The organism is Streptosporangium sp. NPDC000095 (assembly GCF_042899335.1).
In the GTDB taxonomy this organism is placed as follows: Bacteria; Actinomycetota; Actinomycetes; order Streptosporangiales; family Streptosporangiaceae; genus Streptosporangium.
This window is the reverse complement of sequence record NZ_JBIAZS010000033.1, coordinates 35,638-48,442: the sequence shown is the minus strand read 5'-3', so window position 1 is coordinate 48,442 and position 12,805 is coordinate 35,638. Positions and strand designations below refer to the sequence as shown.

Below are 12,805 nucleotides of genomic sequence, written 5' to 3'. Positions count from 1 at the left end.
CTCCTCCAGCGCGGGCCCGCCCCGCCCGCAACCCCCCCGCCAAAGCCACACGGCCCCCCCCCCCCCCCCCTTGGGGGGGGCGGGGCCGCGGGGCCCCCCGGGGGGGGGGGGGGGGCCGCCCCCCCCCCCCCCCCCACGCTCGGGCACAGAGCGGGAGGCCGCGGTCTGTGTGGGGTTGTTCATGACGTCCTTCGCCGAGTCTCCGACGCGGTCAGTTCGTGGCGGCGGACGCTGCCTTCTGGGCCTCCGCGAACGCCTCCTGCGGGGTCTTCGAACCGCTGAGGGCGCTCTGCACCCCGGTCCACATCGGCTGCGAGATCTTGGGGTACTTGGTGCCGAGGTCGTCGCTCGTGCGGCCCTTCGCCGCCTTCACCGCGTCGACCCACACCTTCAGGTCGGCCGTCGCGGCCACCTGCTTGGCCTGAACCTCCGCCGTGGGGGCGATGTAGGACAGCGTGGTGGTCGTGGTGAGCGAGTTGTCGGCGCTGGTCAGGCAGCTCACCAGCTTCTGGGAGACGGTGTAGCGGCCGGCGTCCTTCTGCACCGGCACGCTGACGAACTCGCCACCGGTCGGTGCGGGCGCGGTGGCGCCGTCGGCGGCCGGGATCGGGATGATGCCGTACTCGAAGCCGGCCTCCTTGGCGTTGGCCAGCTGCCAGGTGCCGTTCTCGGCGAAGGCGTAGTCCCCGGTCGCGAACTCCTGCCAGCTGGTGGTCTGGGTGTTGTTGATGACCGAGTTGGGGGCGTAGCCCTTCTTCAGCCAGTCGGTCCACAGCGCCAGGGCGGAGACGGCCTGCGGGGAGTCGAGCTGGGTGAGGTTCGCGCCGGAGCCCCAGAACCAGGGCAGGAACTGGAAGCTGCCCTCCTCGGTGCCGATGGCGGAGAAGGTGATGCCCTTCTTGCCGGCGTCCTTCACCTTGTCCAGCGCGGCGGTGAGCGAGGCCCAGTCCTTCACGGTGGCGATGTCGACGTCGGCCTCTTTCAGCACCGCCTTGTTGTAGTAGAGCGCGAGGGTGTTCGCCCCGATGGGGATCCCGTAGGTCTTGCCGCCGCTCTGGCCCGCCGCGAGGAGGTTGGGGTCGATCGCCGAGGTGTCGATCTTCGCCTCCTCGGTCGTGCTAAGCACTCCGGCCTCGGCCAGCGTCGAGACCACCGGGTTGTCCACGATCAGCACGTCCGGGGAGTTGCCCTGCTGGGCGGCGAGGAGGGCCTTGTTCGTCAGGTCGCTGGTGTCGTAACCGGTCCTGGTGACCGAGACTCCCGCGTCGGTGCCGCACTTGGTGAGCAGTTTCACCCACTCGGAGGTGCCGTCGAACTGCGGATACGGATCCCAGATCGTGTAGGTGCCACCGGAGGCGTCGGCGGAGGTTCCGCCGGAAGGGGCGTCGGAGGACGAACACGCGGCCAGACCGCTCGTGAGCACGAAGATCACCAGGCTCATTCCGGCGCCGCGCCGCCCCCATTCCGCTGATCTCATCGGGTCTTCCTTCCGCCAACGGACTTTTCCGGATTGTTTCGATCTCGTGTCGAATCGATTTGTCGAACCGATTCGATGAACATAGGCCCCGCCGGGACGAAGGTCAATGGGGTGCCTGGACCGACATGCATGGCCCCCGAGGGTTTCTGCCCGCCTCCGCCCGCCCCTCAGGGCGGGACCTCGGAGGCCCGTACGCCACGTCGTTCACATGGCGTGTCCGGCCGCTTTCCCCGGGTGAACCGATTCGACCTATCATGTGTCTGTGTCGACCCGGATTTTTGAGGAGTCTCGATGAACATCGGGGAGATCGCCCGGCGGGCAGGGGTATCGCGGAGCACGGTGTCCTACGCGCTCAGCGGCAAACGCTCGCTGTCGGAACAGACCCGGCGACGCATCCAGGACGTCATCGACGAGCTCGGTTACCGGCCCAACGCCAGCGCCCGGGCGCTGAAGGAGGGCCGCACCCGCACGCTGGGCCTGGTCATCCCGCCGGCCAGCCAGCGGCTCACCGACATGCAGCTGGGATTCGTGGCCAGCGTGGTCGACGCCGCGGCCCGGGCCGACCTCGACGTCCTGCTCTCGCCGTCCGGCGGCGAGCACGACCGCTCCTTCGAGCGGGTCGTCACCGGCAGCCGGGTGGACGGGATCATCCTGATGGAGATCCGGTTGCGGGACGACAGGGTCACCCGGCTCCAGCAGACCGGCCTGCCGTTCGTCGGCATCGGCCGTACCGCCGAGCCCGAGGACATGTGCTGGGTGGACGTCGACTACGAGACGCTGATCTCCCGATGCGTGCAGCATCTGGCCGATCTCGGGCACCGGCACATCGCGCTGGTCAACCGCTCCGCCGAACTCGTCGCCGCCGGTTACGGGCCGGGCCACCGCGCCCAGGCGGGCTTCGCCAGGACCATCGCCGAACGTGGCCTGACAGGCGTCGAACTGTGCTGTGCCGACGACGCCTCAGCGGGGCACACGTGCGTGGAGCGGCTTTTGGCCGACCACCCCGAGGTGACCGCTCTGGCCACCATCAACGAGGCCGCGCTCCCCGGCGTCTACCGGGCCCTGCGTCACGCCGGTCTGGAGATCCCCCGGGACTTCTCCATCACCGGCGTCGCGGCCCAGCACTGGGCCGAGAACCTCCACCCGCCCCTCACCGCGGCCGACGTCCCCGCCGACCAGCTCGGCGCCCACGCCGTCGACCTGCTCATCCAGCGCATCGCCAACCCCGAAACCCCGGTCCGGCACCTTCTCCTCGCTCCCCCGATCTCCCTGCGCTTCACGACCGCCCCCGCCCCGCGCCGCTCCGCCGACGGGGCCGCCCCCTGAGAAGGACTCTCCGACGACACCGCCGTGAATCTCGCGGCGCCCGGTTCGGCGCCCGGCCGGATCGGCGGGTTGCGGCAACGGGCGGGAGACGAGGTCGGAGGACGATGGCGTCAACGACCTGGGCGAACGGGCTCGGCTGGACGGGCGTCGTACGCGACGCGTCATCGCTTCGGGAGAAGACCGCGCGGCCGCGACGAACGGCGACCGGTGAAATCGACAAACGGCGAAGTTCGGGAAATCACCCACTACCTGCCACTCTCAACGTATAGCGCACCGGGGGGCTTGCGGCAAGACCCGGGTCTTGCCGCAGAATCATGGCCCGAGGCCGGAACCTGGGGAGATCAGGGGTCCGCGAAGTACGCGTTCTTCGCCGATCGACGTACGGGTCATGCGAGACGCCGGACCACCGGTGGAACTCGCGGTGCGGTCGCGGGCACCCGGCGCGAGGACGCGGGTGTGCGCGCCGCCGGACCACGCGGAGCAGCCGGCCGGAAAGCGAACTCTGTCGAATGGGGGATCTTCATGATCGACGTGATCATCGTCGGCGGCGGGCCGACCGGCCTGATGCTCGCCGCCGAGTTGCGGCTGCACGGGGTGCGCGTGCTCGTGCTGGAGAAGGAGGCGGAGCCGGCCGGGTATGTCCGCGCGCTCGGCCTGCACGTGCGCAGCATCGAGGTGATGGACCAGCGTGGCCTGCTGGAGAGGTTTCTCGCGAACGGCAGGAAGCACCCGCTCGGCGGTTTCTTCGCAGGCCTCGCCAAGCCCGCGCCCGACCGGCTGGACACCACGCATCCCTACGTCCTCGGCATCCCGCAGCCCGTCACCGATCGTCTGCTGGCCGAGCGTGCCACCGAGCTCGGCGCGGAGATCCGGCGCGGCCACGAGCTGGTCGGGCTGAGCCAGGACGAGGACGGGGTGACCGCCGAGCTGGCCGACGGCACGCGGCTGCGCTCGCGCTACCTCGTCGGCTGCGACGGTGGCCGCAGCACGGTGCGCAGGCTGCTCGGTGTCGCCTTCCCCGGCGAGCCCTCCAGGAACGACACGCTGCTGGGCGAGATGGAGGTGGGCGTGCCGCCGGAGACGGTCGCCGCCGTGGTCGCCGAGGTCCGCAAGACCAACCTGCGGTTCGGCCTCGGCCCCTTCGGGGAAGGCGTGTACCGCGTCGTCGTTCCGGCCGAGGGAGTGGTCGAGGACCGCTCGGCCCCGCCGTCGCTGGAGGAGTTCAAGCGACAGCTGCGGGTCTTCTCCGGCACCGACTTCGGCGTGCACTCACCGCGCTGGCTGTCTCGCTTCGGTGACGCCACCCGGCAGGCGGAGCGTTACCGGACCGGCCGGGTGCTGCTGGCCGGTGACGCGGCGCACATCCACCCCCCGGTCGGCGGACAGGGGCTCAACCTCGGCATCCAGGACGCGTTCAACCTCGGCTGGAAGCTGGCCGCCGAGGTCGGCGGCTGGGCACCGGAAGGACTGCTGGACAGCTACCACACCGAACGGCATCCGGTGGCCGCCGACGTGCTGGACAACACCCGCGCCCAGATGGAGCTGTTGTCCACCGAGCCTGGCCCTCGCTCTGTGCGCCGCCTGTTGTCGGAACTGATGGACTTCGAGGAGGTGAACCGGTATCTCATCGAAAAAATCGTCGCGATCGGGGTTCGCTACGACTTCGGCGGGGGGCACGAACTGCTCGGCCGGCGGATGCGGGACGTGGCGCTGAAGAACGGTCGTCTCTACGAGTTGACGCACGAAGGTCGCGGGTTGCTGCTCGACCAGACCGGCCGGCTCTCGGTGGCGGGCTGGGAGGGCCGGGTCGACCACGTCGTCGACGGCGGCGAGGAGCTGGACGTGCCCGCCGTGCTGCTGCGGCCGGACGGCCACGTGGCGTGGGTCGGCGAGGACCAGCAGGAACTGCTCGGCGGGCTGTCCAGGTGGTTCGGCGCCGCCGGCTGAGCGTGCGGTCCCGGCGCCCGGGACAACCGGCTCGGCTCCCGAGTTCCGTTCTCACCGGGAGTCGGCCACGGCGTCGCGGCCGGCTCCCGCCCCGGGTGACCGGTGCGGGAGATCGGCCACCCGGGGCGGGAGCCGGGCGTGTTCCGGCGGGGGCGGTGACTACGCACTCGCCGGTGGGTTCGTACGCACTTCCGCTGATGGCAACCCGCTCATCCGTCGCAAGAATGGCGCTACCCGGCAAAAAAGGGTCGATCACCACTTGATGCCAGGCTCAAGCCACTCGGGAGACAGATGAGATACGAACTGCTCGGGCCGCTGCAACTGGTGGACGAGAGAACGCGCACGGTCAACGCGCCCAAGGTGGAGACCTTGCTGGCCACCCTGCTGATCCGCGCGAACCAGCCGGTCTCGACGGATGAGCTGATCGACGAGTTGTGGGGGAACGAGCCGCCCCGGCGGGCTCGTGCCGCGCTGCACGTCTACATCTCCCACCTGCGCAAGAATTTCGTCCAGCCGGCGGTCGAGGGCGCGACGATCCGGACCCACGCGCAGGGATACCTGCTGGAGGTCGAGAGGTCGTCGGTCGACGTGTTCCTCCTGCGGGCCCTGCACGCCGAGGCGCGGGCCGTACCGGAGAGCGAGCCCGAGCGGGCGCTGGAGGTCTCCGCCGCAGCGGCCGGCCTGTTTCGCGGGCCGGTCCTGGCGGGGATCAACAACGGGCTCATCGTGGGCACCTTCGCCCGGTGGGCGGAGGAGGTGCGACTGGAGTGCCTGGAGACGGTCGCGCGCTGCTCGCTGCGGCTCGGCAGGCACCGGGAGCTGATCGGTGACCTGTCGGCGTGGGTCGAGGAGTACCCGCTGAACGAGAACCTCCGCGAGCACCTCATGCTGGCCCTCTACCGCTCCGGCCGGAGGGCCGAGGCGCTGGAGGTCTTCCAGTCCGCCCGGCAGGCGCTGCGGGAGGAACTCGGCCTCGATCCGCGCAGGACGATGCGCAGGCTGCAGTTCGCGATCCTCGAGGCGGACACCGACTACGCGATCGCGGGCTGATGCCTCCGGCACCGTCCCCCGCGCGGGACGGTGCCGGAGCTCACCTCCCGCTCAGCCCTGGGCCGCCGCGGCCCGGCGCGCCCCGGGACCGAACCAGAAGAGCAGCGCCACCGCCAGTGCCAGCGCTATCGCCGCGCAGGCCCAGACGAACACCGACGAGATGTTCGCCGCGATGTCGGCGCCGCCCGCGGTGAACGGGATCAGCAGGGCCGCCAGGCCCAGTGACCCTCCGACGGTCAGCGCCGTCTGCAGCAGGCCGGCGGTGACGCCCGCGTACTCGGGCGGTGCGGTGGTCAGAATGATCATGTTGAACGGGATGATGGCGACTCCGACGCCGAGTCCCATGACGACGAGCGCCGGGAGCACGCCGGTCAGGTAGGTGCCGTCGGCGTCGAGGCGGGTCAGCCAGGCCACCCCGGCCAGCACCACGACCAGGCCGAGCACCGCTCGGGTCTGCAGGCTCACGCTCGCGATGTGCTTGGTGAGCAGCTGGGTGACGACGAGCAGCGCCAGGCCGAAGGGGAGGATGGCCAGCCCGCTGCGCAGGGCGTCCAGCCCGAGCACACCCTGCAGGTACTGGACCAGATAGATCAGGAAACCGGTGAGCACCGCCGCGAGCAGCAGCAGGCACAGGAGGGCTCCCGCCCTCTGCCTGCCGGCGAAGACCACCAGCGGCAGAAGCGGCTCCTCGGTGCGCCGGTCCCATATCAGCAGCGCCGCCGCCAGCAGGACCGCCGCCGCGAGTGAGCTCAGCGCGCCGGTGTCGCCCCAGCCGCTCTCGGCGGCGCGCACCAGCCCGTAGACGGCGGCGGTGACGGCTGCGGTGCCCAGCAGGGCGCTCGGCAGGCCGAGCGGGCGCGGCCGGGTGGCCTCGTCACGCAGACCCAGCACCTTGACGGAGACGGCGATGATGAGCAGGCCGATGGGCACGTTGACCAGCAGGCTCCAGCGCCAGTCCCCCGCCCAGGTCAGCACACCGCCCAGGACCATGCCGGCGGAGGCCCCCAGGCCGGTGACGGTGGAGTACAGGCCGAAGGCGCGCTGGCGGCGCTCTCCTTCGAAGACGATCGCGAGCAGCGCCAGGCCGGTCGGGCCGGCGATCGCCGCGCCGGCCCCCTGCAGGACCCGGCCGACCAGCAGGACCTCCAGGTTGGGCGCGAGACCGGCGAGCAGCGAGGCCACGACGACCAGCCCGATTCCGGCGAGGAAGACCCGGCGGTGGCCGAGCACGTCACCGAGCCGGCCCGCGAGCAACAGGAGCCCGCCGAAGGCGAGGAGGAAACCGTTCGGCACCCACGACCCACCGGTGATCGAGAGTCCCAGGTCGGACTGCAGGGTCGGCAGCGCGACGTTCACGATGGTGCCGTCGAGCTGCAACATGAACTCCGCGCCGACGATCGCGGTGAGCGTGAGCGCCCACGGCCGGGCAGGGGCCTCCCTGGCCGGAATCCCGTCGGAGACGCTGTCGGTACTCATGGAACCTCCAATACCGATCGCCCGGACACATACTGAGGCATCCTCAGGTTAGAGGCCGGAACTATACTGAGGACGTCTCAGCTTGGATGAGAAGAGTCAAGCTGAGGCTGCCTCAGGATGTCAAGCGGGAGGTTCGATGACGACCGGCACGCCCCACATCGCCCAGCGCCCCAAACGCGCCGACGGCCGGCGCAACTACGACGCGATCCTGGCCGCGGCCCGCAAGGCGTTCGAGGCCGACGGCTCCGAGGCGTCCCTGGAGAACATCGCCGCCCAGGCCGGCGTGGCGATCGGCACGCTGTACCGGCACTTCCCCGTCCGCGCCTCCCTGGTGGAGGCCGCCACCAGGGACGGGCTGGCCGATCTCGTCGCCCACGCCGAGCGACTGCTCTCCTCCCCCGACCCGCTGGGGGCCCTGGCGGAGTGGATGGAGCGGGCGGTGCGGCACTTCAGCACCTTCCGAGGACTGGTCGGCATCCTCGCGCAGAGCATGTACGACGAGGGGACCCCCTCGTACGCCATGTGCAACGCGATGCATCACGGCGGCGCGGACCTGCTTCGCGCCGCGCAGGCCGCCGGCCTGGTACGCGCCGATCTGACTCCCGGCGAACTGTTCGACCTGCTCAGCGGTGCCGCCTGGGTGCGCGAGCAGTCCCTGCCGGACAGGGACGACAGCCCTCGCCTCCTGCTCCTCGTCCTGGAGGGGATCACCACACGCGACCACCGGTCCTGAGCGGGCCCGCAACCGGACCACCCATCCCCTCGACGGCGGGCGACCGGCCTCCCGCACGCCCCATCGGCGACAGGTGGTGATAAAAACCAACTAATTAGGTAGGCTAATAGTGGTTATCGCCGGATCAGGGGACCGGCAGCAGAACCTCGCAAACCGTCACCACAGCAAACACCGGCCCGTACGCACCAGGGAGCGCGGCCAGGGCCACCCGCCGTCTTTCTTTCACGAACGCCTGGGGTCTTCACAGAGATGAGTTCGCACGAAGAGAGCTTCTCCGACACCGCTTCCGTCGCCGTGGTACGCACCGCCGAACTGGACAGACTGCAGCACCTGACCTGGGAACCAGGAGGCGAGGGGCGTCTCGTCGCCGTGTTCGGCGAACCGGGGGCCGGCAAGACGCACCTGCTCTCCGCGCTCGTGCGGGACCGGCAGTGGACCGTCCTGCCCGCCGCCGTCTACCGCTGCTCGCGCGGCGACCGAGAGGGCACGATGAACAGCGTCAGGAAGATGCTGCGGCGTGCCCGGCTGTCCGCGGAACGCCATCAGCCGCCGGGGGTGGCCGGCCTGTCACGGCACCGGCGGCAGCCGGACCGCGAGCTGGTGGTGATCGAGGACGCCCACCTCGCCGACGAGCGAACCATCCACGAACTGGCCGAGATCGCCGAAGGCGCCTCCCCGCCGCTGGTGGACGTGGTCGTATCGCTGCGTCCCCGGCAGACGCCCGAGGCGCTGGCCGAGGCCGTCTCCCTCGGCGTGGCCTTCGGCCGCACCGCGCGCATCGAGCTGGCGCCGCTCGGCGACGAGCAGATGCTCGCCATGACGCCCGTCCCCGCTCCGTACGATCTTCGCCGTCGTAGCCGCGGCAACCCGTTCAGCCTCCGCGCCCTGCAGGCCCTCGACCACAGCACGTGGTCCGGAAGCGACACCGCCGTCGCCCCGTTCGAGTTCACCGTGCTCACCGAGGTCCGGGGCCTCACGCTGAACGAGCGCTACGTGCTGAACGCCGCGGCGATCCTGCGCTCGCGGTTCGACGTCGAACTGCTCGCCGAGATCGCCGAACTGGACGCGCTGGTGGTCTCCGCCGCCCTGCGCGGCCTGGTCCGGCGTGACCTGGTGCGGGTCGAGCCGATCGGCACGCTGTTCTCCGTCCGCGACGAGGTCTTCGGCACGCTGCTGCGCAGGACGATCGACCCCTGCTGGGCCACCCGCGCCCACCAGCGCGCCCTGGGCCTGCTCTCCGCCCGTGGCCAGGCCGGCAAGCAGCTCGGCTTCCACCTGGTCAGCTCGCTGTCACGGGTCCGCGCGAGCGAGCTGGCGCGGATCGTGGACGCGTCCTACGAGATCATGGAGACGGACGTCGCCGAGTGCGTCTCCTGGCTCACACCGGTGATCGCCGAGGCACCCGTCTCCAGCGAGATCGGGATGCGCGCCCGGCTGGCACTGAGCACCGCGTTCGGGCGGATCGGGCGGATGACCGAGAGCCGGGACCTGCTCTTCCTGGTGCACGAGTCCGGTGGCTCGGTGGACCCGCTCACGCTGGCCGGGCAGGTCGCCTCCGTGTCGATGGTCGAGGCGGTGCTGAGCCAGGACGCGCAGACCCTCGGCCTGCTCAACGAGTATCTCGCCCGGCAGGACCTGCGACGCTCACCGGTCTGGCCGCGTCTGGTGTTCGCGCGGGGTTTCCGCACGACCATGCTCGGCCGGATACCGGGCAGGGCCGAGCTGGAGCAGGCCCTTCAGGTCGCCCGTACCGGCCGCGACGACCTCACCGCCGCGGGCCTGCTCGGTCTTCGGGCGCTGGAGGCGACCTTCTCCGGTGAGGTGGACCGGGCACTGGCCGACGCGACCGCCGCGGGCGAGACGCTGGACCGCGCCCCGGAGCACCTGGTGGCGTGTCACGTGGAGAGCCTGTTCGTGGTCGTCCTCGCCCATCTCTATCTGGGCCGCTACGTGGAGGCCCAGCGGCAGGTGCGGCGGGGCGTCGACGTCGCCCGCCACCGCCAGCGGATCTTCCTGCTCCCGGCGCTCCTGGTGCTGCTCAGTGAGGCCGAGCGCCACCTCGGGCAGCTCGAACAGGCCCGCGAGGCCGCCAACGCCGCCATCATCGAGTCCGGCCCTGACAACTCCCTGCGGCACACCCAGGCGGTCGCGCTCAAGTCCGCGGCCGAGGTCTGGATGCAGCCGGTGGGCAGCGGGAAGGCCAGGTCCCTCGCCCAGCAGGCACTGGCCAGGCAGTCACCGTCGCAGGCCAACGTCAACGGCAGCGCCTCGATCGCCGCGCTGACCCTCGCCAGATGCGCGTGGCTCGACGACGACCCCGCGCACTGCGTCGCCCTCCTGCTCAACGAGGGCAAGGGGTCCGAGCTGCGGACCATTCCCATGGCCTACCGCAACACCGCCTGGGAGATGCTGTGCGCCGCCGGAATGGACGCCGGCATGCCCCTGGACGGCTGGGTGCACAACAGCCAGGAACACGCCCGGGCCGTTCCGATGCCGCACAACCTCGCCTACGCGGACCTCACCCGAGGGCATCTGCACCGCGTGCGGGGCTCGCTCGCCGAGGCGGCGAGGTGCTACCAGGACGCGGCCGATCGCTTCGCGTCGGCGGGAATGGGAATCGAGCAGTGCTACGCGCTGGGGCAGGCCGCACGCGTGCTCGGCGAGCTGGGACACGCCGAACGGTCGTCCCGGACGGCCAGGCTCGCCGCCGAGATGGCACGCCGGTCAGGGGCGGCGACCATGCTCGACTGGCTCGGCAGGCAGACGAGCGGGCCGTCCGCCGCGGAACTCGAACCCGAGACCGGCCCCGTGGAGATGTTCGGCCGGCTCACGCACCGCGAGCGTGAGATCGCGCTGCTCATCTGCACGGGCATGAAGCGCCGCGAGATCGCCGACCGGCTCACCATCAGCATGCGGACCGTCGACGTTCACCTGACCCGGATCTACCGGAAGACCGGTGTCAGCTCCCGGATGGAACTCGCCCTGGCGACCCGGCGGAAAGCGGCCGGCCGCGACTACGCCACGCGCTTTTAGGACCACTTGAGCCGTTCTTTCTAATGTCGGTTCCTGCGAGCCTCCGCGTTCCGGACGGCGGCTCGGAATTCCGCCCAGGAGGCGACCATGGATTTCCGCGTGCTTTCCGCTCGGATCTCACCGGTGCTCGACACCGTGAACTCCTGGGCCCTGCCACTCGTGGCGGCGCCACCGGAAACCACCTCGGAAAGGGTCGGCGCCCTCGGCCGGCCGGGCCGGTCGCTGATTCTGCGCGATCTCACCGAGAAGGTCGTCGAATACCACTCCAGTAATCCCGACCCCACCGGGACGACGCCCACGGAGAAGGATTTCGCCACCGTGCGGCTTGAGATATTCGGCTCGGACGGCGAGCCGCTCGGCCACACCAGAGGGGCGGGCCGCATGCTCTACCGCCAGGAGCACGACGGCCATTTCATCGCCTACTTCGGGGAGGAGATCCGGCTGAACGACGGCAACGTCATCCGCTCGGGAGGACTGGTCGACGACGCCCGGCTGACCGCCGGCGAGGCCGCCACCTTCCCCGCCGTCGTCGTCGCGGGGCCGCTGCGCGGCGCCATCGGGTTTCGCCAGTTCCGGCCGCTGGTCAAGGACGCCCATGACACCTACGAGTCGTCGATCGTCGTCTACCTGCGGTAACGGGACGGAGAACGCAGATGACCCTGACACGACTTCCCACGCGCAGGATCGGATCCCTCACCGTGGGCGCGCAGGGCCTCGGCTGCCTCGGCATGTCGGAGTTCTACGGCGCCACGGTGGAGGCCGAGTCGATCGCGACCATCCGGCGTGCCCTCGATCTCGGGGCGACACTGCTGGACACCGCCGACGTCTACGGCCACGGCGCCGGTGAGGAGCTCGTCGGCAAGGCCGTCGCCGGGCGGCGGGAGACGGCGATCGTGGCGACCAAGTTCGGCGTGGTGCGCCCCGGACCGGGCGTCGGCGCCGCCGTCCGAGGGGACGCCCGCTACGTCCGGCGAAGCTGTGAGGCCTCGCTGCGGCGGCTCGGCGTCGACCACATCGACCTGTTCTACCTCACCCGCGTCGACACCGAGGTCGGTGTCGAGGAGACCGTCGGCGCGATGGCCGAACTCGCCGCCGCGGGCAAGATCCGCGAGATCGGACTGTGCGAGGCGGGGCCCGAGACCATCCGGCGCGCCCACGCGGTGGCCCCGATCGCCGCGCTGCAGACCGAATGGTCGCTGTGGTCGCGAGACATCGAGCGCCGGATCGTGGCGACGTGCCGGGAGCTGGGCATCGCGCTGGTGCCGTACTCCCCGCTGGGCCGGGGCTTCCTCAGCGGCGCCATCCGTTCCCCCGAGCAGCTGGAGGAGGGCGACTTCCGGCGTTTCGGGCTGCCCCGGTTCGCCCCGGACAACCTGCCGCGCAACCTCGCCCTGGCCGACCGTCTCGTCGAGCTCGCCGCCTCACTGCGGGTCACGGCGGCGCAACTGGCGCTGGCGTGGTTGCACCACCGGGGGCCGGACGTGATCCCCATTCCGGGAACGAGGCGTCGCGCCCATCTGGAGGAGAACGTCGACGCCGCCTTCCTGAGCCTCACCCCGGCCGACCTGGCCGCCGTGGAGGCGGCCGTTCCCTCCGATGAGGTCTACGGGGAGCGCTGGAACGAGCAGAGCATGCGGTTCGTCGACCGCTGAGGGACGGGACCGGTGTGGGGGGGGGGGGGGGGCCGGGGCCGGGGGCCCCCGGCCCCCCCCCCCCCCCCCCCCCCCCCCCCCCCCCCCCCGCCGCCCCCCCCCCCCCCCCCG

9 protein-coding genes are annotated in these 12,805 nt (G+C 71.1%); 7 read left to right on the top strand and 2 right to left on the bottom strand.

Going from position 1 to position 12,805, the window contains the following annotated elements; all coding sequences use genetic code 11:
• Positions 1-211: 211 nt before the first annotated feature.
• Entirely contained in the window at positions 212-1,477 is a 1,266-nt protein-coding gene (locus ACFY3V_RS38790; RefSeq protein ID WP_389780323.1) for an extracellular solute-binding protein, read from the bottom strand.
• Positions 1,478-1,768: 291 nt separating this feature from the next.
• Between ACFY3V_RS38790 and ACFY3V_RS38785 the strand changes: the two genes are divergently transcribed.
• The 3 genes from ACFY3V_RS38785 (at position 1,769) to ACFY3V_RS38775 (ending at position 5,800) form a co-directional block, all read left to right on the top strand.
• The gene (locus ACFY3V_RS38785) at positions 1,769-2,803 is read left to right on the top strand and encodes a LacI family DNA-binding transcriptional regulator (protein ID WP_362904397.1); all 1,035 of its coding nucleotides are present in this window, start codon (positions 1,769-1,771) and stop codon (positions 2,801-2,803) included.
• 522 nt (positions 2,804-3,325) lie between these two features.
• Complete coding sequence (gene rox, locus ACFY3V_RS38780) at positions 3,326-4,750, top strand: rifampin monooxygenase (protein WP_389780320.1); 1,425 nt, start codon at positions 3,326-3,328, stop codon at positions 4,748-4,750.
• Positions 4,751-5,041: 291 nt separating this feature from the next.
• Complete coding sequence (locus ACFY3V_RS38775; RefSeq protein ID WP_350950117.1) at positions 5,042-5,800, top strand: AfsR/SARP family transcriptional regulator; 759 nt, start codon at positions 5,042-5,044, stop codon at positions 5,798-5,800.
• A 51-nt stretch (positions 5,801-5,851) separates the two neighbouring features.
• Here the strand turns inward: ACFY3V_RS38775 and ACFY3V_RS38770 are convergent, their stop codons facing one another.
• Positions 5,852-7,276, bottom strand: coding sequence for an MFS transporter (locus tag ACFY3V_RS38770; RefSeq protein ID WP_389780318.1), 1,425 nt, complete (start codon positions 7,274-7,276; stop codon positions 5,852-5,854).
• 136 nt (positions 7,277-7,412) lie between these two features.
• Between ACFY3V_RS38770 and ACFY3V_RS38765 the strand changes: the two genes are divergently transcribed.
• The 4 genes from ACFY3V_RS38765 to ACFY3V_RS38750 all read left to right on the top strand — a co-directional run bounded on the left by ACFY3V_RS38765 (position 7,413) and on the right by ACFY3V_RS38750 (position 12,694).
• The gene (locus tag ACFY3V_RS38765) at positions 7,413-8,009 is read left to right on the top strand and encodes a TetR/AcrR family transcriptional regulator (protein WP_362904390.1); all 597 of its coding nucleotides are present in this window, start codon (positions 7,413-7,415) and stop codon (positions 8,007-8,009) included.
• Positions 8,010-8,258: 249 nt separating this feature from the next.
• Positions 8,259-11,042 carry a LuxR C-terminal-related transcriptional regulator gene (locus ACFY3V_RS38760; protein WP_362904388.1) on the top strand — a complete coding sequence of 928 codons (2,784 nt, stop codon included), beginning with the start codon at positions 8,259-8,261 and terminating at the stop codon, positions 11,040-11,042.
• Between the two features lie 87 nt (positions 11,043-11,129).
• Positions 11,130-11,678 (top strand): hypothetical protein, encoded by a 549-nt coding sequence (locus ACFY3V_RS38755; protein ID WP_350950121.1) that lies wholly within the window; start codon positions 11,130-11,132, stop codon positions 11,676-11,678.
• A gap of 17 nt (positions 11,679-11,695) precedes the next feature.
• A complete protein-coding gene (locus tag ACFY3V_RS38750; protein ID WP_362904385.1) occupies positions 11,696-12,694 on the top strand; it encodes an aldo/keto reductase in 999 nt (332 codons plus the stop codon).
• Positions 12,695-12,805: the final 111 nt, after the last annotated feature.

Coding starts and splice junctions, on each gene's coding strand:
- rox (WP_389780320.1), top strand. CDS start 3,326: ATGATCGACGTGATCATCGTCGGCGGCGGGCCGACCGGCCTGATGCTC.
- ACFY3V_RS38785 (WP_362904397.1), top strand. CDS start 1,769: ATGAACATCGGGGAGATCGCCCGGCGGGCAGGGGTATCGCGGAGCACG.
- ACFY3V_RS38760 (WP_362904388.1), top strand. CDS start 8,259: ATGAGTTCGCACGAAGAGAGCTTCTCCGACACCGCTTCCGTCGCCGTG.
- ACFY3V_RS38790 (WP_389780323.1), bottom strand. CDS start 1,477: ATGAGATCAGCGGAATGGGGGCGGCGCGGCGCCGGAATGAGCCTGGTG.
- ACFY3V_RS38755 (WP_350950121.1), top strand. CDS start 11,130: ATGGATTTCCGCGTGCTTTCCGCTCGGATCTCACCGGTGCTCGACACC.
- ACFY3V_RS38775 (WP_350950117.1), top strand. CDS start 5,042: ATGAGATACGAACTGCTCGGGCCGCTGCAACTGGTGGACGAGAGAACG.
- ACFY3V_RS38750 (WP_362904385.1), top strand. CDS start 11,696: ATGACCCTGACACGACTTCCCACGCGCAGGATCGGATCCCTCACCGTG.
- ACFY3V_RS38765 (WP_362904390.1), top strand. CDS start 7,413: ATGACGACCGGCACGCCCCACATCGCCCAGCGCCCCAAACGCGCCGAC.
- ACFY3V_RS38770 (WP_389780318.1), bottom strand. CDS start 7,276: ATGAGTACCGACAGCGTCTCCGACGGGATTCCGGCCAGGGAGGCCCCT.